Annotated in this window: 19 protein-coding genes; 11 read left to right on the top strand and 8 right to left on the bottom strand. The window is 38.6% G+C overall.

What is annotated here, in order from left to right:
- The first annotated feature begins 121 nt into the window (after positions 1-121).
- From ACTJKC_RS00410 to ACTJKC_RS00395, 4 genes are all read left to right on the top strand, one after another.
- Positions 122-817, top strand: a complete 696-nt coding sequence (locus tag ACTJKC_RS00410) for a DUF4397 domain-containing protein (protein WP_344850726.1) — start codon at positions 122-124, stop codon at positions 815-817.
- Positions 818-936: 119 nt separating this feature from the next.
- A complete protein-coding gene (locus tag ACTJKC_RS00405) occupies positions 937-1,521 on the top strand; it encodes an RNA polymerase sigma factor (protein ID WP_344850724.1) in 585 nt (194 codons plus the stop codon).
- Positions 1,514-2,731 carry a hypothetical protein gene (locus ACTJKC_RS00400; protein ID WP_440789296.1) on the top strand — a complete coding sequence of 406 codons (1,218 nt, stop codon included), beginning with the start codon at positions 1,514-1,516 and terminating at the stop codon, positions 2,729-2,731. Before ACTJKC_RS00405 ends, ACTJKC_RS00400 begins: the two co-directional genes overlap by 8 nt.
- Before the next feature lie 36 nt (positions 2,732-2,767).
- Entirely contained in the window at positions 2,768-3,397 is a 630-nt protein-coding gene (locus tag ACTJKC_RS00395) for a Uma2 family endonuclease (RefSeq protein ID WP_440789294.1), read from the top strand.
- Between the two features lie 91 nt (positions 3,398-3,488).
- On the opposite strand, the gene ACTJKC_RS00390 is transcribed toward ACTJKC_RS00395, so the two are convergent.
- Together ACTJKC_RS00390 and ACTJKC_RS00385 are read right to left on the bottom strand one after the other, a co-directional pair.
- On the bottom strand, positions 3,489-3,995 hold the full coding sequence (locus tag ACTJKC_RS00390) for an FKBP-type peptidyl-prolyl cis-trans isomerase (RefSeq protein WP_344850719.1): 507 nt from the start codon (positions 3,993-3,995) through the stop codon (positions 3,489-3,491).
- 10 nt (positions 3,996-4,005) lie between these two features.
- Positions 4,006-6,015 (bottom strand): thioredoxin domain-containing protein, encoded by a 2,010-nt coding sequence (locus ACTJKC_RS00385; RefSeq protein WP_440789292.1) that lies wholly within the window; start codon positions 6,013-6,015, stop codon positions 4,006-4,008.
- A 131-nt stretch (positions 6,016-6,146) separates the two neighbouring features.
- Here ACTJKC_RS00385 and ACTJKC_RS00380 point away from each other — a divergent pair, with 131 nt between their 5' ends.
- Complete coding sequence (locus ACTJKC_RS00380) at positions 6,147-7,244, top strand: mandelate racemase/muconate lactonizing enzyme family protein (protein WP_440789290.1); 1,098 nt, start codon at positions 6,147-6,149, stop codon at positions 7,242-7,244.
- Between the two features lie 202 nt (positions 7,245-7,446).
- On the opposite strand, the gene ACTJKC_RS00375 is transcribed toward ACTJKC_RS00380, so the two are convergent.
- From ACTJKC_RS00375 to ACTJKC_RS00365, 3 genes are all read right to left on the bottom strand, one after another.
- Positions 7,447-8,340, bottom strand: coding sequence for a glycoside hydrolase family 25 protein (locus tag ACTJKC_RS00375; protein WP_344850713.1), 894 nt, complete (start codon positions 8,338-8,340; stop codon positions 7,447-7,449).
- Positions 8,341-8,466: 126 nt separating this feature from the next.
- The gene (locus tag ACTJKC_RS00370; RefSeq protein ID WP_440789288.1) at positions 8,467-9,429 is read right to left on the bottom strand and encodes a hypothetical protein; all 963 of its coding nucleotides are present in this window, start codon (positions 9,427-9,429) and stop codon (positions 8,467-8,469) included.
- Positions 9,430-9,450: 21 nt separating this feature from the next.
- On the bottom strand, positions 9,451-10,413 hold the full coding sequence (locus ACTJKC_RS00365; RefSeq protein ID WP_440789286.1) for a phytanoyl-CoA dioxygenase family protein: 963 nt from the start codon (positions 10,411-10,413) through the stop codon (positions 9,451-9,453).
- Positions 10,414-10,545: 132 nt separating this feature from the next.
- Here ACTJKC_RS00365 and ACTJKC_RS00360 point away from each other — a divergent pair, with 132 nt between their 5' ends.
- Positions 10,546-11,793: an MFS transporter gene (locus tag ACTJKC_RS00360; protein ID WP_440789284.1), complete on the top strand. Its 1,248-nt coding sequence runs from the start codon at positions 10,546-10,548 to the stop codon at positions 11,791-11,793.
- A 19-nt stretch (positions 11,794-11,812) separates the two neighbouring features.
- Here the strand turns inward: ACTJKC_RS00360 and ACTJKC_RS00355 are convergent, their stop codons facing one another.
- Both ACTJKC_RS00355 and ACTJKC_RS00350 read right to left on the bottom strand, forming a co-directional pair.
- Entirely contained in the window at positions 11,813-12,793 is a 981-nt protein-coding gene (locus ACTJKC_RS00355) for a glycoside hydrolase family 43 protein (RefSeq protein WP_440789282.1), read from the bottom strand.
- An 811-nt stretch (positions 12,794-13,604) separates the two neighbouring features.
- On the bottom strand, positions 13,605-14,975 hold the full coding sequence (locus ACTJKC_RS00350) for a dipeptidase (RefSeq protein WP_440789280.1): 1,371 nt from the start codon (positions 14,973-14,975) through the stop codon (positions 13,605-13,607).
- 257 nt (positions 14,976-15,232) lie between these two features.
- Between ACTJKC_RS00350 and ACTJKC_RS00345 the strand changes: the two genes are divergently transcribed.
- The 3 genes from ACTJKC_RS00345 to ACTJKC_RS00335 are packed head-to-tail and all read left to right on the top strand — an operon-like array spanning position 15,233 to position 18,316.
- On the top strand, positions 15,233-16,207 hold the full coding sequence (locus tag ACTJKC_RS00345) for a GDSL-type esterase/lipase family protein (protein ID WP_440789279.1): 975 nt from the start codon (positions 15,233-15,235) through the stop codon (positions 16,205-16,207).
- Between the two features lie 55 nt (positions 16,208-16,262).
- Positions 16,263-16,811, top strand: coding sequence for a PH domain-containing protein (locus tag ACTJKC_RS00340; RefSeq protein ID WP_440789278.1), 549 nt, complete (start codon positions 16,263-16,265; stop codon positions 16,809-16,811).
- Positions 16,811-18,316: a PH domain-containing protein gene (locus ACTJKC_RS00335; protein ID WP_440789276.1), complete on the top strand. Its 1,506-nt coding sequence runs from the start codon at positions 16,811-16,813 to the stop codon at positions 18,314-18,316. The genes ACTJKC_RS00340 and ACTJKC_RS00335 overlap by 1 nt, the downstream gene beginning before the upstream one ends.
- Before the next feature lie 124 nt (positions 18,317-18,440).
- Here the strand turns inward: ACTJKC_RS00335 and ACTJKC_RS00330 are convergent, their stop codons facing one another.
- Positions 18,441-18,764 carry a DUF493 family protein gene (locus ACTJKC_RS00330; RefSeq protein ID WP_440789274.1) on the bottom strand — a complete coding sequence of 108 codons (324 nt, stop codon included), beginning with the start codon at positions 18,762-18,764 and terminating at the stop codon, positions 18,441-18,443.
- Positions 18,765-19,172: 408 nt separating this feature from the next.
- Between ACTJKC_RS00330 and ACTJKC_RS00325 the strand changes: the two genes are divergently transcribed.
- On the top strand, positions 19,173-21,476 hold the full coding sequence (locus ACTJKC_RS00325; protein ID WP_440790288.1) for an ATP-dependent helicase: 2,304 nt from the start codon (positions 19,173-19,175) through the stop codon (positions 21,474-21,476).
- A gap of 206 nt (positions 21,477-21,682) precedes the next feature.
- Positions 21,683-25,222 (top strand): chromosome segregation protein SMC, encoded by a 3,540-nt coding sequence (gene smc, locus ACTJKC_RS00320; RefSeq protein WP_440789272.1) that lies wholly within the window; start codon positions 21,683-21,685, stop codon positions 25,220-25,222.
- Positions 25,223-25,329: the final 107 nt, after the last annotated feature.

Here is a 25,329-nt window from a genome sequence, read left to right as displayed (position 1 = left end):
CAAACTAATCTTGTAAAAATGATTTCAGCTGTAGCGTTTTCATTCCATTAATCGTTTTACAAGAAAAAAGCGTTAATGGCCATTAACCAATTTTGTTCATAAAATTGATTTAAACATTAAAATGAAAACGAATTTGAAAAATTTTAGCACTACGGCAAAAATTATACTCTCTCTCTTTGCAATAACCTTAACCATTACGGCATGTAAAAAAGATTTCAATAACGATCCGATAGAAGCAGCAGGTATTGGTTTCGTACATGCATCACCAGGAACAGGTCCACTGGATTTTATCCTCGACAACCAGAAAATCAACTTTTTTAGTTACACCAAAGATTTGGGTTATTATGCAGCCTATCCAGGAACGAGATTGGTTGGAGTGGCTAAAAAAGATTCTTTAAAATATGTAACTACGGCTACTGCAGGTTTAAAATCAGGCTTCTTCTATTCAGTATTTGTGGTTGATACATTAAAATCGACAAAACTTCTGATTCTGGAAGATGATTTAAAAGCTCCTGAAGCAGATAAAGCAAAAGTTCGTTTTGTAAACTTAAGCCCCGGAACTGCAACTTACGATTTAGCTGTTGCCGGAACTGATGCCCCATTGTTTACAGCAAAAGCTTTCAAAGAATTTACAACCTTTACCAACATTGCGCCTAACGATAGCTATACTTTTCAGTTAAAACAAAGCGGAACGGTAAAAGTAAGCTTACCGGCCATTAAAATTGAAAAAGGAAAAATTTATACCATTTGGGCCAAAGGTTTAACCAGCAAAACCGATAGTACCGGACTGGGTTTATCTGTGATGACAAATAAATAAAGAATCGCACTACCTGTGATCGTGAAAATTGACACCACTCAAAAAATCGGGTGGTGTTATTTTCTTAAATTTGCAAGCAATTAATCATGATAAACCTTTAATAAATAGTCCTTTACAGGGTGATAAAAAAAATACTCAGTTTTGAGGAAATTTTAAAAGGCTGTGTAAAAAACGACAATAGCTGTAAAGAAATGATGTATAAATCATTTTATGGCTATTTAATGGGCATTATTTTAAGGTACACCAAGAACACTTCAGACAGTGAAGAGCTTGTAAATGATAGCTTTATCAAGATTTTTAAACATGTGGCGGGTTTTAAAGCGCCCAAAAACCCGGAAGAACTGCAGCGGTCGTTTAAAGGCTGGATTGCCCAGATTGCTTCGAGAACAGCAATAGATAAAATACGGAGTTCGAAAGTTCAGTTCTATGTAGACGACCTGGCCGAAAACGAACATCCGGTTACGCAGGTTTCGGTTGCTTCGGAACTTCATGTGAATGATATTTTGAATTTACTAAATCACTTACCAGATACGCAAAGACTGGTATTTAACTTATACGAAATTGAAGGTTTTGCACACGATGAGATATCGAAGATGCTGAATATACCCGAAAGTTCGAGCCGTGTGTATTTAACACGTTCTAAAAATAAGTTACGTACCCTTTATTTAAATACCATGGTTAATTCGTACAAGAAAAATGGATAAGGAATTAATTGAGCATATCACCGCGCAACTCCAAAACCATGAGGAAACATACCCTGATGGTGCCTGGGAGCGCTTTTCGGTAAAAGAAAATAAAAAACGGAGCATTGCATTCTGGCCGTTGTGGGCAGCTGCTGCCCTTATTTTTGTTTTCGGCGGGGTGTTTTTTGCTCTGAACAATACCGGTCAAAAAACTGATCTTGCCTTAACCAAACCTAAAACGCAACAAAAATCAAACACCGATCTTAGTAATAGTGCACCTGAAAAAAATACCCCTACTCCATTAAATGATCAAACTACTGTTTTAAATAACCCTATTGCAGCCAGCTCTGCAAATAAAATTACAGAAAGCACAAACCCAACTGTTGAGGAGTATAAAAATTATCCCTATGTAGATGATACACAAGGTTTATTGCCTTTAAATGGTAATTTATTGGATAATAAGCTTGCAGGTGTTAATATTTCGACACTTAGCCCTAAGAACTTTGAGATTTTAACCGAAAAGAAAAAAGATTTACCTACCAAAAAAACAACATTTGAAGAATTACTTGCAAAGGATAGCCGTGCAAACCAGCAAAAAAATTCATCTAAAACAAACGAAAACTCTAAGTGGCAACCTGATGTGTATGTTGCCCCTGCAATGGGTAACGATAATAAGGTGAATATGAACTATGGCTTTTCATTATCGTATGCCATTGCAAATAAACTGTCTATCAGTTCTGGTGTTTCTTATGCTGCCATCAGCACTTCAGAATCGCTGAACGCGGGCGCTCCGCAAACTTTATCGGGTAGAAACCTGGAATCTGTTGACTCTAAAGTGCGTGGAATTAATATTCCTTTAGAACTAAAGTATAAGATCAGCGAAAAATTGTACACCAATATCGGGGTTTCTGCACTAGCGGTTCTAAATAGCTCACAACAGAATAATTACATTGTAAACCAGGTACAAAATTTTTCTTCTGCACCTGTAAATGGCTATGCTGAATCGAAAACATTTATTGTAGCGGAAAAAACCACAGAGCCTCAGCCCGAAGCCAGTATAGATCCTGATAAATACATCGGATTTTACAATTTTTCTTTAGGTTACAAGCAAAAAATATCTAAAAAAAATAATATTGCCATTGAGCCGTTTTTGAGACTGCCGATGAAAACTTTCTCTAAAGAAAACCTGAACCTTACCAACGGCGGACTACGTTTAAAAATCGATTTTTAAAAACTAAGATATTTAGTATATTTGGTTAAATGCCATATGAAAAATATCAAACCATATCCAACTGAAGACGAACTACCTCCCATTAAAACAGTTAACGAGGTAGATTTTTCTGCAAAATACAGCTATGCAGATTATTTGCGCTTTGAATTTGAGGAGCGCTTAGAAATTATTAAAGGATACATTTTTAGGATGAGTCCTGCTCCTTCGCGGATTCATCAGGGCGTTTTAACCAATATTTTCGGGCCAATATATAATATCTTAAAAGGAAAGCCATGTCATGTTTACACGGCGCCGTTTGATGTCCGTTTAGCAAAGAAAACGCAGGAATATAAAGAAATTTTCACCGTGGTACAACCTGATCTGGTTGTAATTTGCGATCAAAGCAAGTTAGATAAACGCGGTTGTATCGGTGCACCTGATATTGTTGTGGAGATTTTGTCGCCAGGAAACAGCAAAAAAGAACTGATCAGTAAATATGAGGTTTATGAAGAAGCAGGCGTTAAAGAATACTGGATTATAAGCCCTGAAGATAAAACGTTTTTCAGGTATCTGTTGGATGATCAGGGCAAGTTTCAGCCCACTAAACTGCTTACCGAAGGCGAAAAAGTAACCACGCCTATTTTGCCGGGCTTTACGCTCATTTTAGAGGAAGTTTTTCAGGATTAGTCCAGCTATATTCTAACAAAAGAAGTCAGGTTTAAATAGCAAAATTGTTATTTAAAACCTGACTTCTTTAAAATCGTTTATAATCGATTGATTAATGACCTGAATGACCGTCAGCTCCGTGAGCATGGCCATGAGCTAATTCATCTTGTGTAGCTTCACGCACATTTAAAATAACACCGCTGAACAATAAATTTTTACCAGCCATCGGGTGGTTTAAATCAACTGAAATGGTTTCATCATGAACCGCAGTAACACCTGCCCTGAACTGATTGCCATTGTTATCCTGTAAAGGAATTACATCACCAACGTTAGGCAATTCGCCACCAGCCTCAGTAAACATCGTTTTAGGAAGATCAGCGTAAGCACCCGGATCGATATCGCCATAGCCATCTGCAGCAGAAAGCTCGAAGCTATATTCATCACCAGTTTTTAAACCGGTTAAATGCTCTTCAAATTTAGGCAACATCATGCCAACGCCATATAAAAATACTAAAGGATTTTGTTCGTCAGCTTTTTCTACAAAAACTTGTTGTCCTTCTTCGTTAGTAGTATGCAATTCGTAAGTTAACGCTACTACAGAGTTTGGTGAAATATTCATTTAAATTAATTTATTGTAAATACTCTAATGCGTCCTCAACAGTGTTAACCGGCAACTGGCATACTTTATTTCGGCAAATATAAACTTTTGTTTCATTGCTTTGCTTACCTTTTAACAGTGGTAAGTTACTTTTTGTTCCGCCCAGTGTAATTTTGTTTGGAATATAATGACTGCTTAATTCTAATTTAATCACATCGGTTTCCAAACCTGTAATGGCGATTTCATTTATACCATACACTTCATTCAATAACTGAATGGCCCAGTTTGAGTAGGCAGAGCCATAAGTTTTAATTTTTGGCTGAACCGCAGCAAGCATGGCTGAGGCTTTTTCTGCATATTCTTCAATATCAAATAGTACACCCAGTTTCTTTAAGTTCTGTGCCATGACAGAGTTTGAAGCCGGAATTACGTTATCCATTACTTCGTGTTTGCGGGCAATTAAATCTTCACTTTCGGCAGAGGTATAGAAAAACATCGGAGAATCTGGATCAGTAAAATTAGCGATAACATAATCGGTCAGTAATTTTGCTTCTTCCAGCCATTTTTCGTCAAAATCATACTCATACAAAGCAATTAAAGCTTCTGTTAAAAAAGCATAATCATCTAAAAAACCCGTAATCGATGCTTTCCCGTTTTTATAATTGCGGTATAAACCTCCCTTTTCCGATTTGAGGTGATTTAAAATAAAAGAGGCTGCAGCTGATGCTTTTTCATAATAACCGCTTTGGCTTAAAATCTGTGCAGCATCTGCAAGGGCCTTGATCATCATGCCATTCCATGCGGTTAAGCATTTATCATCCAAGCCCGGACGAACCCTTTTGCTCCGAACCGCCATTAATTTTGCTTTGGCTGATTTTACCTTATCATAAAGCACTTCTGCTTCAATATTAAACCTGGCAAGCAAATCATCATCACTGATGGTTTTCCGCAGGATATTGGTTTGTTCCTCCTCCCAGTTACCTTCTTCTGTAATATTGTAGTAAGCGCCCAATAATTTTGCATCTTCACCTAAAACCTCATCAAACTCTGCCTTATCCCAGATGTAAAACTTGCCTTCTACACCTTCACTATCGGCATCCAATGCCGAATAAAACAGTCCGTCGGCCGAAGTCATTTCATCAAAAACCCACTTGATGGTTTCTACAGCAGTTTGTTTGAAGGAATCGAATTTGGTACATTGATAAGCTTCTGCATATAAACTGATCAGTTGTGCATTATCGTAAAGCATCTTTTCAAAATGCGGCACATGCCATTTATCATCAACCGAATAACGGGCAAAACCGCCTCCAATCTGATCGTAAATACCTCCCCTGCTCATTTCTTCGAGGGTATGGCATACAGCGGTAAATACTGACTCATCATCCTTTAAAAAACCGTAACGCAATAAAAATACCCAGTTATTAGGTAAAGGAAATTTTGGGGCACGGTTGTATCCGCCATAACCAATATCGAAATGGCGTTTCCAGGGTTCGATGATTTCGGTGAGGTGTTCGTTTGTATATGCCTCATTTTCAGGCGCCTGGAATATTTTTTCGCTGTCTTTTATACCTGAAGTTAGGCGCTCTGCATATTGAATGGCTTTATCGGGCTCGTTTGCCCAAAGTGCAGCAACATTTTCAAGAATATTAATCCAGTCGTTTTTCCTGAAATAAGTTCCGCCATAAATCGGCCGCTGATCGGGCAAACAGATGCAGTTTAGCGGCCATCCTCCACTACCCGTCATTAATTGAATGGCATACATGTAAATCTGGTCAATATCCGGACGCTCCTCACGGTCTACCTTGATACAAACAAAATGCCTGTTCATTACTTCAGCAACTTCATGGTTTTCGAAGCTTTCGCGTTCCATTACATGGCACCAATGGCAGGCGGAATAGCCTATACTCACCAATATCAGTTTATTTTCTGCTTTAGCCTTTTCTAATGCCTCTTGCCCCCATTCGTACCAGTTAACCGGATTATGGGCATGCTGCAATAAATATGGTGATGAAGCGTGGATTAAATTATTGGTTTCTGACATGACGGGTGATGTAAAATGTAAGCGGGAAAATGGAATTAATTTGAGGCGTAAATCTATTAATAATCTACAAACCTGTTTCTATTTAGTTTTTGTTTTTATACTTTAGTTGGAAATCTAGCCTTTAAAAAAAAATGAAAATCACCCACACCGAAATATACCGCTTTAGCATCCCCATGGAGCCATTTGTTATTGCCACGGGAACCATGCATTTTGCGCAGAATGTACTGATCAGGATTTTTACCGATGCAGGTATCCATGGCATTGGAGAATGTTCTGCTTTCCCGATGATTGTGGGTGAAACGCAGGAAACCTGTATTGCCATGGCCAAAGATTTCGCGGCGATTTTAAAAGGCAAAGATCCTTTGGATATTCCGGAGCGCATGAACGATCTTTTAGGTTATGCCGACCATAACAATACGATTAAAAGTGCTTTTGATATGGCGCTGTTCGATATTGCAGCCAAAAATGCGAAACTGCCACTTTATAAATTCCTTGGCGGACAAAAAAGGACCATCGAAACCGATATGACGATCGGTATTGATACTCCTGAAGGAATGGCCGCTACGGCATTGAAATATAAAAGCCAGGGTTGCAGGATCATTAAAATTAAACTGGGCAAAAAGGTACACGATGATATAGAAAGGGTAAAACACATCCGCGAAGCGGTAGGTGAAGATTTAACCCTAAGATTGGATGCCAATCAGGGCTGGAGTTTTGATGATGCTTTATTTGCTCTGGGCGAACTGGAAAAATATAACATCGAATTTTGCGAACAACCCATGAGGACCTGGTACGATGATAAACTGCCTGAACTGAATGTAAACTCACCCATTAAACTGATGGCTGATGAGAGCTGTTATAACCATCATGATGCCCGCAAACTGATCAATAGCCAGTCTACAACCTACCTAAATATTAAATTTTCAAAATCGGGTGGCATTTTAGAAGCACAAAAAATCCATGAAGAAGCATTGCAAAGAGGTGTAAAATGCATGATTGGCAGTATGCTTGAAAGTAGGATTGCCTTGAGTGCTAACCTTCATTTCGCATTGGCAAGTCCAAATGTGGAGTTTTTCGACTTAGATACTGCCCTATTGGGCCATCTGGTAGATCCGGTAGTTGGCGGACTCACTTATAATGGCTACTTTCTTGATGTTCCGGAAGAAATTGGCATCGGTGCCGAAGCTGACGAATTTTTCTTGGAGAAATGTGAAAGCTGGATGGTTTAGTTCATTGGTCATTGGTTCATTGGTCATTGGTTCATTAGTCATTAGTTTCCGGTATAGTGCCGGTAATAGTTTGGAGTTGGGCGTTTGGAGTTTGGAGTCGATTAACCGATTTAAACAATTAACCGATTAACTATACTTTACAATTAACCAATTAAAACAATTCAACCTGGCTTACAATTAACCTTAGCTTACAATTAACCAACTATCTAACTAACAACCTGTCTAATGCTAAACTATCGCCATTAAAAGCATTAAAATCGACCACATGTCCAATGCCATTAATTTTGGCTTTATCAGAGTGTTGCCAAAATTTCCATCGGCTTTTATCCAATCGTAACTTAGGCTGATAGTAATGGGCAATCCATAAGGGATAATCATCAAAAAAATTCAGCAAATAATCTTCATAAAATTTAAGTCCGGTGTAAATGATCGGCCTGACTTTAGTTTTCAGTTCTACATAATTAAGAAAATCAGACAGTTCGGCCCTCATTTTTAGAGGAGAAACACCATCTAAGGCTTCAATATCCACTACGGGAGGCAAATCGCCTTTTTCTATATTTACTACCTGCAGAAAAAATTTAGCCTGCGTTTTTCCATCCTTTTTTGGTCTGAAAAAATGGTAAGCACCACAGATAATGCCTGATTTTGGAGCTTCGCGCCAATTGCGCTGAAAATAGGGATCAACGAGTAACAATCCTTCAGTTGCTTTGATAAAGGCAAACCTGATGCTCACCTCATCCTCTTTCATCTCTTTTACCTTTGGCCAGTTTATTTTGCCCTGATAATAAGAAACATCAATTCCATGAATGGTATATTTTTTGGGGATTTTGATGTTAAAACTCTCGTAAGTTCTATAATTAGGATCTTGCCCCCAATCTTTAACCCATCGCCAGGTAGCCACAAAACTTCTTAAAACGTATCCGTAATAAAATGGGGAGAGTAAAATCAATAATAAACCAGCAAGGAATAATTTGAGCTGAATGGATAAGGCACTCTTCTTTTTTTTATTTGTTGCAGGCTTTCTAACTGCCGGCTTTTTTACGCCAGGTTTTCTGGTAACGGGGGCTTTATTCGGAATTCTTTTCTCTGGCGGCATACTTGTCCGGCAAAGTTGAGGAAAAAGTAGGGAAATAAAAATTTGAGATTGAGAATAACACTAATCCACAGCTGCTACCTCCATAAATCCCTGCCCTACCTATTAAAAATCAAAAGTCCCAAACCACTAATAAACAATAAAGCCGGGTGCTTCCTTTAAAACATATCTGAATTTTAATTTTTCAGGAGCTGGTTTATCGGTCTTAACTCTTTCCAGTATGTTAAGCGAACAATCGTTAAAACCTAAAAAATTATCCTGATATACTTTAATTTCAGTAGAAAAATAGAGCGGTTCATTTTCTTCTATCTCATTTTCTATAATTACCTCATCAAATTGCCAGTTAAAGCCCACGGTATTGCTGACAAGTTTTTGCCTCAAAGATGTGTTAAACTCCATCAAATGCTTTATTAATTTTGGCCTGGCGCCACTTTTTTGCTGCGTACTTATGCCAACATTAATTTCTTCAGGTATAAAAATGGTATCTGAGGGCAATTGCCTTGCAAAATTAAGCATAATGGCAACCTGTGGTTCTTTGATGAGTGCACGACTCATGGTTTCACTTAAAACAATATCGATATTTGCATTTTCGACCTGATAAATTGTGGCATCTGCAATTTCACACTTTGCCACGTAATCTTTTAAATTAAAGGCTGCTAATACTTCCTGTAAAATATCATAGGTTTGCTGATTGATTTCCAACATTGTAAACTGAACTTCAGCCGGACTAAAGTGCATCATTACCGGTAAAGCCAGGGCAGCAAATGGCCCCGTGCCCGCGTAAATTACCCGAACCGGCCCTGGTTTTTGACTTAACTTTTGTTTAATTGCCAAATATAAGCTCCTTACAAAACGTTGGGTCCTTAAAATTTCCTTAACACACTGCGCCGCCCAAAATGTACCGATTGCTTCGCCCATTTCACTCTGAATGTGTTTTCTATGCTGTTCGTCATTATTATCGATTTTTACGATTATAGATAGCAGGGCTGCATAATCAGCTATGGCAGGTGCAAGTTGATCGTGAAAATCTCCGGGTTTTAAAATTTCATTACTTATACGACGTAATCTTTCTTTCAGTTGTATTGCTTCCATTTATAGGGGTTTATGGGCAGATTATATTTGATTAAAACTTAGGTATTGAACAAACCTTGGCACATCAGCATAATTAGGTGTAGCGGCATGCGGAATTGATTGCAACCATAAAATCAGGTCGCCTTGTTTGCCCGCTACAGGTACAGCCAGGTTTTGCTCCGCTAACTGCTGAATTAATAATTCGGGGCTATTATGCTGTAATTCTGCTTCAATTTTATGATGATAACCCGGAATAAGGCTAAATGGACCTCGGTTTACCGGAACATCATTTAAATAAAGTAAACCTTGAATATAATATTTAGGGCCAATGTTAAAATCAATATCCCAATGAAGCGCACTTCCTTTAAAGGTAAAATTTTCATTTACAGGTGGATTAAAACTTACCTTTTCGCAGTTAGGCAGTAATGCACCAGAGCCATACAGGCTAGCAAAAACCGATTTTACCTGCTCATCGTTCCGGATAGCATCAAGCGCCTTATGCTGATAAAGCTGGAGCATAAGCCCTTGTAGCAACTGATGATCATTATACCAGGTTTCCGGTTTCTCCATATCCGCACTGAGTGTTTTGATGATCAGTTCGATTACGGCATTACAACGTTCGGCATCAATTACACTATCAATTTTTAAATAGCCGTTTTCTTCCCAAAATTGATGCTGGGCTTCACTTAAAACACGATCAAACGGCTTGTTTATTCCATCTTTTACGCCCAAGTACCATTGATTAAATTTTGCACTGGCCTGTTGATAAAAATCAGCTCCTTTTAACCGGATAATCCAGTTTTTAAAATGGTCATCATCCCGGCATTCGCTATATAAAAAATTATAGGTTTCGAAAAGCCCGATCTGAAAAATGCTAAAAAATACTTTCTCCTGATGGTGATATTGTTCCCCTACATCTTTTTTGGTACATTTTAGGTCGTGATATTTCCTCACAATACTTAAAAATGGACAATCTGCAGGTTGCTGAGCGTTCGGGATGAGCATGATCTTGATTTATTAAGGGCAATTCTAACAAAAAATTAATTAAATCCATGATAAAAATTGCTAAGCCATTACCAAAAAATTAAGGCGTAATGCTTCTACATTGCTTACTTTTGGTACGCTACTACACGATCTATGATTACCGCAATTTACAATACGTATAAAACCTCTTTTAGTGGATTAAGCAAAGAAACCTGGTTATTGAGTTTTGTGATACTCTTTAACAGGTTTGGGAGCATGTCGGTTCCGTTTATGGGCTTGTTTGTAACCCAAAGTTTGCACAGATCGGTAACGGATGCAGGTTTAATCATTATTTTATTTGGGGTTGGTTCTGTTCTTGGCTCTGCAACAGGGGGTAAATTAACCGATATGATCGGTTTTCGTCCGGTACAGGTTTTATCCTCTATCGTCAGCGGGTTGTTGTTTATTTTATTTTCTACCCTAACCCATTTTTACAGTCTGTGTATTTTGGCTGTGATAATCAGTTTTTTCTCTGAAGCTTTCCGGCCTGCCAATTTTACAGCAGTTGCCCATTATGCTGCAGAAGGTACTTTAACAAGATCGTACTCGCTAAACAGGCTGGCCACAAATATGGGCTGGTCTATCGGGATCAGTTTTGCAGGTATAATCGCTTCAATTAATTACAGGTTACTTTTTATTGTTGAAGGCGTGGTAAGTATAATTGTTGGTTTGTTAATCCTGACGTTTTTGCCACAGGTTAAAGGTTTCATTAAAAAGGCAAAGGAAACAGCCAGTAGTATGATTATTATGAAACCATGGAAAGATGCTTTCTACGTAAAATTTATCCTCCTAACTACCATATTTATTACCTGTGCATTTTTAATGTTCAGGATTGTGCCCGTATTTTTTAAACAGGAATGGCACATAGATGAATTTGCCATCGGCATCATAATAGGCATTAACGGAGCAGTAATTGCCTTGTTCGAAATGGTGATGATCAATAAAATTGAAGCCAAACGATCTCCCATGTTTTTCATCATGATCGGTGCAGTTTTCTTTGCCTGCTCCTATGTTATATTAAGTGCTCCGGTAAGTTTCCACATTGCAATGGCCATATTAACCGTAGTGGTTTTTACCTGTGGCGAGATGCTTACCCTACCTTTCATCAATACAATTGTAATTAGCAGAAGTAATGAGCATAACAGGGGCTTATATGCCGCGGGTTATACCTTAAGCTGGTCTTTTGCACAGCTTGCAGGCCCTTATGTTGGTTTTATGATTGCAGAACACCTTGGTTACAATTTTCTTTGGCTGGGACTTGCCTGCATACTTTTATTATGCACCTGGGGATTTAATACCCTGAATAAAAAACAGGTAAAAAAAGTTCTGGAAGAAAGTGAAATGCTGCCGGAAACGGAATAACATCTCCGGCAGCTTATAGTTATTTTACTTTTTGCGCTTTAACGCCTTCGTTAGTAATTTTTACAGGGAGAATGTTGCCTGCTGCGTCGAATTTCATTTCATCGATACAGGTAACGCGATGATTTCCATCGGTTTCGGTTAATGGCCTGCGGTGGTAAACAATATAATACTGTCCTTTTTTCTCATTGATGATTACGGAGTGATGGCCTGCTCCTGTTGCAATGGCAGCATCTTGTTTTAATATTTTACCTACTCTTTTAAACGGACCGAATGGCGAATCGCCCACAGCATAAGCTACAGAATAATCCGGACCAGTCCAGCCGCCCTCGCTCCACATGAAATAATATTTACCGTTCCTGATGAACATATACGGTCCTTCTACATAATTATCGGGCGTAATTTCTTTAAAAGTGGTACCATCTTCAAAAGGCAGGAAACCGCTAAAATCTTTGTTCAGTTTGGCAATGTTACAGTGTTTCCAGCCACCATAAATTAAATAATACTGGCCATCTTTATCTTTAAATACAAACTGATCGATCGGTTGCGCACCATTATGGAATTTATCAACCAAGGGTTTGCCTAAATGGTCTTTATAAGGTCCTTCCGGTTTATCGGCAACCGCTACTCCGATCCCCCCGATTTCATTATCGCTCTGAATATCATTAGCGCCGAAAAACAGGTAATATTTTTTGTCTTTTTGAACAATTGCAGGAGCCCACATGGCTTTATTGGCCCATTTTACGGCTGCAGTATCTAAAATATGGGGGTGTTTTTTCCATTTCACCAAATCGTCAGACGAGAAGGCATCTAAAAATACCTGTTCTTTATACTTGGCAGAATAAGTTGGATAAACCCAATATTTGTTGTTAAAAATAGCAGCATCGGGATCTGCATACCAACCTTCAAAAATTGGATTTCCAGACTGGTTAATCGTTTTAGTATCCTGAGCAAAAGAAGTGAGCCCCGATAAAAGTAAAAGAGATGAGATGAGGTGTTTCATGGTACCAATTTAGAAAAAAATCTGTGGTAAAAAAATTAACCACAGAAATCAATTGGTTGAAACCAGATGATATGAAAACAACAGGGATGGTCTTCGACTCCGCTCAGACTGACAACAGGCTCTGAAAATGCAGTTGCAACTGTAGTGCTGCATCCGGGAGCTGTCCGCAGTTAAATAAACCCGACAGAGCGGATAGCCCGCAGTGAAGTGCAACGAAACGAGGACTATAAGCGATGGCGGGACGAAAGCACCTATGAAAAACAGTCCGCACATTTTCAAAAAAGGAAACCAATAAAAAATCCCTGCTTATATAGATAGGCAGGGATAGTCTTTAACTCCGCTCAGACTGACAGTTGGGCTTTAATTTTTTGGAAAGCAGTAACAGTGCTTTTCGGTTTCAGCAGTCCCGCCCTTCGTTTCAAATCCTCGCCCTCATGCTTCGGGCTGTGGGTTTTACACTTCGGTCGGGTTTAGCTGGCTAGGCCTGTTATACTATTTAAAGGTACAAATTGCATATGTAGTGTTGCCTCCTGGGAACTGCCTGCAGTTAAATAAACCCGACAAAGCTAAATAGCCCGGAATGAAGTGCAACGAAATGAGGACTATAAGCGATGGCGGGACTACAGTACCTATGAAAAAGGAACAATCATTTTCAAAAAGGAAATCGTCACCTCGACAGAAGTTTGGCGAAATAGAGAAATCTGCTGAAAATAGATTTCTCGACTGCGTTGCACTCCGCTCGAAATGACGATCTGTTGTTTAGATGATATTTCTTAAAGCAATCCGTCAGAACGGATAAATTAAATCGAGCTTATTTGCTCAATTCAGCGAAATACTTATGGAATAATGGCAAAGTTTCTATTCCTTTATAATAATTGTAAATATCATATTTTTCGTTTGGAGAGTGTAAGGCATCGCTATCTAAACCGAAGCCAAAAAGTACAGATTTAATGCCCAATACATCTTCAAACAGAGCTACAATCGGGATACTGCCACCACCACGTGTTGGAATTGCTTTTTTACCAAAGCTATCTTCAATTGCCTTTTCTGCAGCCTGATACGCTACACTATCAGTCGGGGTGACCACCGGCTCGCCACCATGGTGAGGAGTAACTTTAACTTTTACATTTTTAGGCGCAATGCTTTCGAAATGTTTGGTAAAAATCTCCGCAATTTCTTCTGAACTTTGATGTGGCACCAAACGCATCGAAATTTTAGCATTGGCTTTACTAGGCAATACCGTTTTTGCACCTTCGCCAATGTAACCGCTCCAGATTCCGTTAACCTCTAAAGTTGGACGCGTACCGGTACGTTCTAAAGTAGAATAACCTTTTTCGCCCCAAACTTCTTCAATATCAAGGTCTTTTTTATATTCTTCCTCATCGTAAGGAGCAGAATTTAATGCTTTTTTCTCCTCATCGGTTAATTCGAGTACTTTATCATAAAAAGCAGGAATAGTGATGTGGTTATTTTCATCGTGCAATGAAGCAATCATTTTGCAAAGAATGGTAGCCGGATTTGCTACTGCACCACCATAAACACCAGAGTGTAAATCGCGGTTTGGACCAACTACTTCTACTTCCATGTAAGCTAAACCACGTAAACCGGTTTCGATTGAAGGGTGATCCATACTAATCATCGAAGTATCTGAAATCAGCACTACATCGGCTTTTAAACGCTCAGCATTATCTTTTACAAAAATACCCAGGTTTGCAGAACCTACCTCTTCTTCGCCTTCGATCATAAATTTAACGTTGCAGGCCAAAGTATTAGTTTCCATCATCAATTCGAAAGCCTTTACATGCATGTAAAACTGGCCTTTATCATCACAGGCACCACGGGCATAAATTTTGCCGTCGCGTACTGTTGGTTCAAAAGGCGGGGTATGCCAAAGCTCTAACGGATCAGCAGGCTGAACATCGTAGTGGCCATATATTAAAACGGTTGGTAAAGAAGCATCTATAATTTTTTCGCCGTACACAATCGGATAGCCGGCAGTAGGGCAAATTTCTACGTTATCTGCACCTGCATCCTTTAATTTCTGCGCAACATAATCGGCTGTTTTTAAAACGTCGCCTTTGTATTTCGGATCAGCACTAACCGATGGAAAACGCAATAATTCAAACAGCTCATCTAAAAAACGTTGTTTGTGCGTTTCTACATAATTTTTAATCTCTTGCATAACAAAATGAATTTGGACAAATATAGGCTTTACCAAATAAATGGCCTACTAAGTGGCTACAAATTATAACTTTCTATAAGTTAAATTCCTGTATGCCCTGAAACTGGCTTTTTAAATTTCTGGCCGTCTTTTAACAGATACAAAAAATAGTTTATTGTTTGTAAAAAAGAGTAAGCCAAACTATCAATTATATTTACTTTTTTGTAAATTGCGCCTTTAACAGATATCCTTAAATCCTGTACGAAAGAATTTTAACAATGAAGTTTAGCGCAAAAGTTTTTTTATCTCTGCTGCTGCTTCTGTTTGTCCGCATTAATTCTTTTGCACAAGCTCAGAACCCCACACGGGTAAGTTGCCCTGAAGCAGCCCAATACTACTCTAAAGACAGCATCAATATTGTAACATTTGGAGCCAGTACGGTAGAAGGGGTAAATGGCCTTGGCTTCCAAACCATGCTCCAGAATAATTTTTTAAACTGCTATACCAATAAAACAGTTGATATTACGAATCACGGTATCGGCGGACAGACAACTTTTCAAGGTTTGCTGAGAATTGATAATGCGATAGCGAACAGAACAGGCTTTATTGTAATTGATATGGGGATAAACGATGCCCTTGCAATTGCCAATGGTAAAGGTAGTGTGGCAGAAACGGTAGCCAACATGCGGGTATTTATTACTTCTAGTTTAAAGCAAAAATTAGTACCCATTTTGTGTACCCTGCAGTTTGTTGATGACAGAACCAATAAAAGCTACGTTGCTGTTAATACCAATATAAGGAACATTAACGCGGCTTACAGAAAATTAGCAACGGAATATAAAATTTACCTTGCAGATGTAAATGCCGCAATGAGGCGCGATTTTACTTTATATCAGGATGCTTTTCACCCAAATGCACGTGGCTACAGATTAGTAAGTTATGTTATTTTTGATGCGATTAACAAAGCTATTTTCGATAAATTTTTAAAATTTACCGTTTCGCAGAATTACCCAAACCCTGCGGCCATGCAAACCTTTATTGATGTGGTATTACCGGAATCTGATAAACTTAATATTCAGATTTACGATTTAATGGGCCGGCTGGTTAAAACAGTGGTAAACGAATATTTAAATACGGGTAAACATACCCTCGAAATTAATACCTCTACCTTTGTGCCGGGTATTTATTTTTTTAAGATCTCTTCCGATTCCGGACAGTATAACGCTGCAAAAAAGTTTATTGTAGCGAGGTAACAAAAGCATAAAATATTAGTCAGATATTTGATTAATACGTTTTATAACTTTAATTATGTCCTCCGATACCTCTTTTACCAACGAAACAGTTGATCTTGATCATCTTCCCAAGTATGAAGAAATTTTATTAAAGCAGCCACACCCCGATTATTGGAAAATCATCTGTATTAACTTATCGGTTTTTTTTGGTTTAATGGGAATTGGCCTGGGTTCAATTTTATTATTTGTTGATGAAGTAAGGCCAAATGCAATTTGGATTATACCCCTTTATTTTACAGTAGTCATTATCTTTTTCCTGCTTTTCCGGCTAAGTTTTAAAAAACGTGGTTATGCCGTTCGTACACACGACGTAATCTATAAAAGTGGAATTGTAGCCGAATCAACCACGATTGTTCCTTTAAACAGGATCCAGCATATCGAATTAAACGAAGGTATTTTTTCAAGAATATACAAACTGGGATCTCTGCAGGTATTTACCGCCGGTGGCCAAAGCGGGCATATCCACATTTCGGGCATAGCAATTGAAGAGGCAAAAAGCATCAGGGACCTGCTTCTGAAAAAATTAGACCTGCTCGAAAATCCGGCCACTGAAACTGAAGCATAATGGAGAACGATTTTAGTAAACCGCAGCGCGAATCGGCCTTTGGCATTATTGTAATGGGCGCATACACTACTTTTCAGATCATTAAAGGAACTTTCTTCATATTCGTTATCGCATTTTTAAAAATGCAGATTAATGACATTATTTATGTTTTGCTAGGCGCCATCGCTATTATCCTGTTCAGTTTCGTTCTTGCTTACTTACGATACCTAAAATTTACTTTCTTTCTGAATAAAGAAAAACAGGAATTTGTGGTAAACAAAGGCATATTTAACCGCGATCAGGTCATTATCCAACTCGATAAAATTCAGCAGGTTAACATAAACCAGAATATTCTGCAAAAAATTATCGGTGTTTACGGCTTAAAAATTGATACGGCAGGTGCCCATGGAGAGGAAGTAAGTATAAAAGCCATTGATGAAACTGCTGCTTATAATCTTAAGGCGCACTTGCTTAACCGTGATACCGCACTTGATACGCAGCCAGAAATGGAATATGAAAACCATTTGGCAGAAGAAGCACCGTTTTTAAGGATAAGTGGCTTTACGTTGTTTAAAGTTGGTTTAACTTCTAATTACGGGCAAAGTTTAGCCTTACTTACAGCATTTTTTTATACCGTAATTTATGAAGGCCGCCAATTGCTTGATGCTTTTAAAATTAACAGAGATGAAATTCAGAGCACGGTAACCGGAATGCTGACTATTGTTACGGTTTTCATTTTAATTGCATGCCTTTTAATTGTATTGCTGATTATCAATCTGGTAAGAACTTTTTATAAATACTTTGAGCTCGAAATTAGTCAGCATAAAGATGCCCTGCTCCTCTCTTCCGGATTAATTGCCAAGAAAAATACCCTGATAAGTCCAAATAAAGTACAGATTACCAAATACAGTCAGAATTATTTTCAGAAGAAGATGCATATGCTGAACATGAGTTTACGGCAGGCACATTTTGGCCAGAGTAAAAAAGGGCATGAAATGCAGGGGAATACTTTGGAAATTCCGGGTTGCAACCCTACTGAGCGCGATGAACTATTAAAAATGATATTGGGTGAAGCACCTTTAAAAGGAAAAACCTTTATCCCCGACTGGCGTTTTTTAAACCTGCCAATTTTCTTTAAACTGATTTTACCTGTATCGGTTTTTTTGATTCTGGCTTTTAACATTCCCGAAGTGAAACTTTTTATCGGTATCGCAATTGCATACTTTGCTATCGGAATAATGATGATTTACATCAGTTACAGGAGGCACCGCATTTCGGTAAGCCAGGATTTTATCATCAAAACCAGTGGCATATGGGATGTTTCGAATGAGATTGTACAGCCCAATAAAATTCAGGCCATTACCACTTTTCAATACCCATGGCATAAGGGTGTTGATGTTGGCCATCTTTCTTTACATACCGCTGCTGGTCAGATTCATTTTAAATATGGCAATTACACAGAAATTAAAAAACTGGTCAATTATTGGCTTTATCAGGTAGAAAGCGGGAACAAAGATTGGATGTAATGAAGATAGAAGGTTTTAAAGTTGAAAGTAGAAGGTGAAAGACATTGATACGGCATAATGTTTCATATCTCCAGAACCATTATGCCATATGATATCAGATCAATAATTTTATACCGGCTAAAACTTAGAGGATCATAATTCCCTTGATGTTTCCGGCCTGCTTATAAACAGCAATTACCTCATCAGCATTTTTCATTTGCTTTTTTACTGTAATGGAAACATATTTCCCTGTTTTTGAAGGTTGCTCAATAAACTCATCATCAGGTAAAATAGCTCTTAAATCCTGTATTTTCTCCAGTCCGCCGGTAATAATAAATTTAAAATTGTAAATACCTGGAAATTGCTCTACACTTTCCAGTTTCTCTTTTAAGTTGGCGTAAATATCTTTATTTGCCCCATCCGGGATATCAGTAAACTCAATATCTTTATTTATATTTTTCTCTTCCATAACAAAAACATATCAAATTCTATACCCAAATAATCAGGGTGTAATTCTGACAGCATACTGCATTTATTTAACTCACAGTCCCGCCATTTTGCGCATAAACGGAGGGTTTTAAGCCATTAATAGCAGCACCGCACATTTTAAATAAACCTTGGCGAAGCGGATACCGGCCCGGAGCATAAGGCCTGCAGCAGTATGAGCGAAGCAAAGGACTAACGATGCCAATGAAACACAGGTTTGGCTTTTCTCAAAATCAATTAAATAAAAATTCACCTTCCATCCAACTGCTACAAACCTATCAAAATAGATTCTGAATCAAGTTCAGAATGACGATGAGATATAATTACCAACACCTTTGGCAAAAAGCCCCAATTATTGTTATTTTTGAACCTCAAAAAAACAGGAGCAGATTTGGATTATTTAGAAGGATTAAACCCACAACAAAGAGCAGCAGTAGAGAACACAAAAGGACCGGTAATGATTGTTGCGGGTGCAGGTTCGGGCAAAACCAGGGTAATTACGTTTCGTGTGGCCCACCTGATCCAAACCGGTACCGATCCGTTTAACATTCTGGTTTTAACCTTTACCAACAAAGCGAGTAAGGATATGCGCGAGCGTATTAGTAAAGTGGTTGGCGCAGAGGCTAAAAACATCTGGATGGGTACTTTTCACTCCGTTTTTGCGAAAATTTTACGTGTTGAAGCCGAAAAAATCGGTTATCCGAATAATTTCACCATTTACGATACGGATGATAGCAAAAGCGTACTGCGTGCCATTTTGAAAGAAATGCAGCTGGATGATAAGCTTTATGCGGTAAATTTCGTTTTCGGCCGGATTTCATCTGCAAAAAACAACTTAATCTCGTGGGGCGAATATCAATCTAACGATCAGATCCAGGCAGAAGATATCCAAAATAAACGTCCGCTTATCGGCCAGATTTATGAGCAATACGCTAAACGTTGTTTCAGGGCCGGCGCAATGGATTTCGACGATTTATTGTTCAAAACCAACATCCTGTTAAAAGAACATCCGGAAGTTTTAAATAAATACCAGCAGAAATTCAGGTACCTGATGGTGGATGAGTACCAGGATACCAACTTTTCGCAATATACTATTGTAAAAAAACTGGCCGCGGCCTATCAGAACATCTGCGTAGTGGGCGATGATGCGCAAAGTATTTACGCTTTCCGTGGGGCCAATATCCAGAACATTCTAAATTTCGAACGCGATTACCCTGATTTAAAGGTTTATAAATTAGAACAGAATTACCGTTCTACCCAGAATATTGTTGATGCTGCCAGCAGTATTATTGCCAACAATAAAAACCAGCTGGAAAAAAATGTATTTTCTGAAAATGTTGAGGGCGACCGGATCAAAGTTTCTCGTGCATTTACAGATAATGAGGAAGGTAAACTGGTTGCAGAATCCATTATCCAGGAGCGCAGCTTAAAAGGTTACACTTACCATGATTTCGCCATTCTTTACCGTACCAATGCGCAAAGCAGGGCGATGGAGGAAGGTTTGCGCAAGCTTAATATCCCTTATAAAATTTATGGCGGTACTTCTTTCTATCAACGTAAGGAGATTAAAGATTTAATTGCTTACTTCCGTTTAACTTTTAACCCTAAAGATGAGGAGGCCATTAAACGCGTAATCAATTACCCAAAACGCGGTATCGGCGATACTTCTATAGATAAAATTATTGTTGCGGCAGATCAAAACAACCTCACCATGTGGGATGTGATTTCGAACGCGCACCAATATGTTGACGGGCGATTGGCCAACCAACTGAACGATTTTTCTATGATGGTGCAGAGTTTTCAGGCGGAAGCAAAAAAACTTGATGCTTACGACTCTGCTTTGTTTATTGCACAGCACACAGGTATTTTAAAGGAGCTTTACACGGACGACAGCGTTGAAGGCCGTGCCCGTTATGAGAATATCCAGGAGTTATTAAATGGTATTAAGGAGTTTGCAGAGCGTGAAGATATTGAGGAAAAAGGCCTTGATATTTTTATGCAGGATGTTGCCCTTTTAACCAATGATGATAAAGACGGCGATAAGAATAAGGATACGGTTTCGTTAATGACGATCCACTCTGCCAAAGGTTTGGAGTTTAAAAACGTATTTATTGTGGGTTTGGAAGAGAATCTTTTCCCTTCTCAAATGTCGGTTAACTCCCGCTCCGATCTGGAAGAGGAACGCCGTTTGTTTTATGTGGCCATTACCCGTGCTGAGATTAAGTTAACCATTACCTATGCAACTTCTCGTTACCGCTGGGGAACTTTAACCAACTGTGAACCAAGCCGTTTCATTAATGAAATTAACCCGAAATTTTTAGAACTGGATGTAAAACCGGCTAAATCGAATTCTTTCGACGGCAATTTTGATGATGAGCGCAAAACCTGGACTTCGCAGCCACGCGATTTCTTTAGCAAACCGAAACCGGCTGCAGGAGCAACAACTTCTGCCCCACCGGCGCGACCAAAAACTACAACTTTATTAGCAAAAGCACATATACCTACCCCAGGTTTTACCCCATCGCAACCACATGAATTTCAGGGTGGTATGGAAGTAGAACACGAAAAATTCGGCTTCGGGAAAATCATCAGCTTAGAAGGAACATTACCAGATGTTAAAGCAACGGTATTTTTCCAGGGATTGGGCAACAAACAGTTACTGCTTAAATTTGCGAAACTAATGATTGTAAAATAAGTTTTTTACCACAAAGGCACCAGGTCATGATTGTGTTTTTGTGCCTTAGTGGTTAATTATGAAAAATGTAATGTGGATGATGGAATAATTTATCTTTTTAACTTTGCGTCCTTTGCCCTTTTCTATCCCCGGCCTTTGCACTTAAACCACTTGAAAAAACACAAAATTATCCTTAATATTGAGGTCGGTTTTCCCGAAAACAAACCATGCAACTTACCAGGTTAGAAATTAAAGGTTTTAAGAGCTTTGGCGATAAAGTGACCATCAATTTTAATGAGGGGGTTACGGCTATTGTTGGACCTAATGGTTGCGGAAAATCCAATGTAATTGATGCCATGCGCTGGGTTTTGGGCGAACAGAGTACCAAAGCCTTACGTTCTGAAAAGATGGAGAACATCATTTTTAACGGAACAAAAAACCGTAAACAGGCACAGCTTGCAGAGGTTTCGCTAAGCTTTGATAATACCAAAAATATTCTTCCTACTGCATATTCACAGGTTACGGTAACCCGCAAACTTTATCGTAATGGCGATAGCGAATATCGCTTAAATGATGTGCAGTGCAGGTTAAAAGATATTACCGACCTGTTTTTGGATACCGGTATCGGCTCGGATAGTTATTCTATTATCGAGCTGAAAATGGTGGATGAGATCATTACCAATAAAGAGCATAGCCGCCGTTCACTGTTTGAAGAAGCTTCTGGGATTTCGAAATACAAATTACGTAAAAAACAGACTTTCAATAAGTTAAAAGATACAGAAGCCGATTTAGAACGTGTAGAAGATTTACTTTTTGAAATCGAAAAAAATCTAAAAACGTTAGAAAATCAGGCGCGTAAGGCCGAACGTTATTATAAATTAAAAGAGCAATACCGCGAACTGAGTGTTCAGCTGGCTACACACCGCATTGCATTCTTTCGTACCGATTTAAACGCGTTGGAAATCCAGGAGCAAAGCCAGCTGGTAAACCGGACAGAACTTAATACGAAGATAGACACCGGCGAAGCCGAACTACAAAAACTGAAGTTGGGTAGCATCAGTCAGGAGAAAAACCTTTCGATTCAGCAAAAAGCTACCAATGAGTTTGTTTCCAAAATCCGCGCCTACGAAAGCGAGAAAAAAGTAAAGAACGAACAGATGCGTTTCTTACAGGAAAAAGAAACACGGTTATCTGGCGAACTCGAAAAAGATAAAAACCAGGTTAACCACATCAAATACAACATTAAGCGTTTAAATGAAGAGGTTGTAACGGAAACAGAAGTTTTTAACCGTCTTGAATCTGATTTAAAAAGCTTAAAATCTACGCTCGATACTTTACGCGAACAACAGCAAACTGAGAAAAACAGGATTGATAACCTTATAAAATCGGTTAACGAACTGCAGAACACGGTTTATCAATCTCAAAAGGAAATCGATATCCTTAATATCCAGAAAGATGCCCTGATACAGGAAAGCAACCGTAATGTTGACGATACTGAAACCAAAACCCTGGAATTGAAAGCATTTGACCATGCATTGGCCGAATTGGATATTCAGGTAAGGGAAAAACAGGCTAATATTAAAAATTTAACCGAAGCTGAAGAAGTTTTAAAAGAAAAACTCGCTGCCTCAGAAAGCAACTTAAGTTCGAACAAGGAAAAACTTACGGCCGAAAACCGTAAAAAAGATGCCAAGCAGAACGAGTACAATCTGACTAAATCGCTGGTTGATAGCTTAGAAGGTTTTCCGGAATCGATCCGTTTTTTAAAGAAAAATAGTGCTTTTGCCAAAAACGCCCTGCTCCTTTCTGATATTTTATTCTGTAACGAAGATTACCGGATTGCCATAGAAAATTACCTCGAACCGGTAATGAACCATTATGTGGTCGAAAAATATACAGATGCCGTTCAGGCGATCAATCTTTTAACAGATGCGAGCCGTGGAAGGGCGAATTTCTTTATTTTAGAGAATGTTCCGGATAAAAACCCGGTTATTGGTACTCATGAGGGTCTGGTTTCTGCACTTTCAGTAATTGAAGTCGACAAAAAATACCAGCACCTCTGTAACCTGCTTTTACAAAATGTATATATCGCAATAGCCGAGCAGGAAAATATTTTCAAAGAAACACCAACAGATAGTTTAACCATTTTGGCCAAAAACGGAAAATATGCACAAACCAGATTCACTTTGGCGGGTGGTTCCGTAGGTTTGTTTGAAGGTAAAAGGATTGGTAGGGCCAAGAATTTAGAAAACCTGGCCAAAGAAATTAAAGCGTCAGAATCACTGATTAATCAGTACAATGCTGCGATAAAAGCCGAAACAGACAATATATTTAACCTGAAAGAAGCTTCAAAAATTAACCAGATCAATAGCCTGCAACAGGAAATGAATCGTTTAAATAACGAACACATTTCTGTGCAGACGCGCCGTGATCAATACCAGGAGTTTATTACCACCAGCGAAAACCGTAAAACAGACATTGCTCAAAAAATTGTTTCGATAGAAAAAGCTTTATCCGAAAAATTACCTGCTTTGGTTCAGTTACAAAAAAATCAGCAGGAAGCGCATGTAAATTTACAGGAGCAACAACTTAATTACCAGGAAATTGCCGATCAGGTGAACGAAAGTGCAGGTAAATATAACCAGGACAATATCCGTTTTCACCAGCAACAAAATAAATTATCAGGCTTGGAAAAAGACCTCGATTACCGTTTTGTACAGGAAGAAGCTTTAAATAAACGTATAGCCCAAAACGACAAAGAACTGCAGGAAGCTTTAATTCAGATTACTGCAACTTTACAGCATACCGATTTGAATGATGATACGCTTTTAGAGATGTATCAACAACGTGAGGAAATGGAAAAAGGACTTGCGGAGGCCGAACAAGCCTATTTTACGAGCAAAGGAAGCATTAACGAGGTAGAAAACGACCTCACCAACATCCGTAAAAACCGCGAAGAAACTGATTTTCTGTTAACGGAAATCAAGGATAAAAAGAACGCTTTAAAGATCGACTTAAATGCCTTAAAAGAACGTTTAGCAGTTGAATTTAATATTGACATCAATGATCTTTTAGAAACCGAGACTGAAATTGAGGCTTTGGAAAGCGAATTTGAGCTGCGCCAGAAAGTAGAAAAAATGAAACGCCAGCTGGATGAGTTTGGCGCCATTAACTCGATGGCTATGGAGGCTTTTAAAGAAATGGAAGAGCGTTACACTTTTATTCAAAACCAGAAAAAAGACCTTAACGCTGCTAAAACCGATCTTTTACAAACCATTAAAGAAATAGACGATACCGCAAAAGATAAATTTATGCAGGCTTTTACACAGGCCCGCGAACATTTTATTGTGGTTTTCCGCTCCTTATTTAATGAAGAAGATAGCTGCGACCTGATTTTATCAGATATCAACAATCCTTTAGAGGCTGATATCGATATTGTAGCTCGTCCGAAAGGTAAAAGACCGCTGTCTATCAATCAGTTATCAGGTGGAGAAAAAACGTTAACGGCTACCGCCCTGTTATTTTCGCTTTACCTGTTAAAACCTGCACCTTTCTGTATTTTCGATGAGGTTGATGCCCCTTTGGATGATACGAACATCGACAAATTCAATAATATTATCCGTAAATTCTCCGATCAATCTCAGTTTATCATTGTATCGCATAACAAACGCACCATTGCCAGCACCGATATTATTTATGGCGTAACGATGGTAGAACAGGGCGTTTCGAGGGTTGTAGCGGTGGATTTAAGGGAAGTGGCGGCGTAAAAGTTTAAAGACAAAAGCAAAAAGACCAAAGTAAGACTATCACTCCCGTCATTCGATAATTTGTGTTTTTTGCCATACTTAGGCACGAAGCATCTACAACCTACGAA

Source organism: Pedobacter sp. 22226 (genome assembly GCF_052045455.1).
Taxonomy (GTDB): domain Bacteria; phylum Bacteroidota; class Bacteroidia; order Sphingobacteriales; family Sphingobacteriaceae; genus Pedobacter; species Pedobacter jeongneungensis.
The sequence above is the reverse complement of the archived record's forward strand: the minus strand, read 5'-3'. Positions and strand labels throughout refer to the sequence as shown.

Coding starts and splice junctions, on each gene's coding strand:
- ACTJKC_RS00410 (WP_344850726.1), top strand. CDS start 122: ATGAAAACGAATTTGAAAAATTTTAGCACTACGGCAAAAATTATACTC.
- ACTJKC_RS00400 (WP_440789296.1), top strand. CDS start 1,514: ATGGATAAGGAATTAATTGAGCATATCACCGCGCAACTCCAAAACCAT.
- ACTJKC_RS00395 (WP_440789294.1), top strand. CDS start 2,768: ATGAAAAATATCAAACCATATCCAACTGAAGACGAACTACCTCCCATT.
- ACTJKC_RS00390 (WP_344850719.1), bottom strand. CDS start 3,995: ATGAATATTTCACCAAACTCTGTAGTAGCGTTAACTTACGAATTGCAT.
- ACTJKC_RS00385 (WP_440789292.1), bottom strand. CDS start 6,015: ATGTCAGAAACCAATAATTTAATCCACGCTTCATCACCATATTTATTG.
- ACTJKC_RS00380 (WP_440789290.1), top strand. CDS start 6,147: ATGAAAATCACCCACACCGAAATATACCGCTTTAGCATCCCCATGGAG.
- ACTJKC_RS00375 (WP_344850713.1), bottom strand. CDS start 8,340: ATGCCGCCAGAGAAAAGAATTCCGAATAAAGCCCCCGTTACCAGAAAA.
- ACTJKC_RS00370 (WP_440789288.1), bottom strand. CDS start 9,429: ATGGAAGCAATACAACTGAAAGAAAGATTACGTCGTATAAGTAATGAA.
- ACTJKC_RS00365 (WP_440789286.1), bottom strand. CDS start 10,413: ATGCTCATCCCGAACGCTCAGCAACCTGCAGATTGTCCATTTTTAAGT.
- ACTJKC_RS00360 (WP_440789284.1), top strand. CDS start 10,546: ATGATTACCGCAATTTACAATACGTATAAAACCTCTTTTAGTGGATTA.
- ACTJKC_RS00355 (WP_440789282.1), bottom strand. CDS start 12,793: ATGAAACACCTCATCTCATCTCTTTTACTTTTATCGGGGCTCACTTCT.
- ACTJKC_RS00350 (WP_440789280.1), bottom strand. CDS start 14,975: ATGCAAGAGATTAAAAATTATGTAGAAACGCACAAACAACGTTTTTTA.
- ACTJKC_RS00345 (WP_440789279.1), top strand. CDS start 15,233: ATGAAGTTTAGCGCAAAAGTTTTTTTATCTCTGCTGCTGCTTCTGTTT.
- ACTJKC_RS00340 (WP_440789278.1), top strand. CDS start 16,263: ATGTCCTCCGATACCTCTTTTACCAACGAAACAGTTGATCTTGATCAT.
- ACTJKC_RS00335 (WP_440789276.1), top strand. CDS start 16,811: ATGGAGAACGATTTTAGTAAACCGCAGCGCGAATCGGCCTTTGGCATT.
- ACTJKC_RS00330 (WP_440789274.1), bottom strand. CDS start 18,764: ATGGAAGAGAAAAATATAAATAAAGATATTGAGTTTACTGATATCCCG.
- smc (WP_440789272.1), top strand. CDS start 21,683: ATGCAACTTACCAGGTTAGAAATTAAAGGTTTTAAGAGCTTTGGCGAT.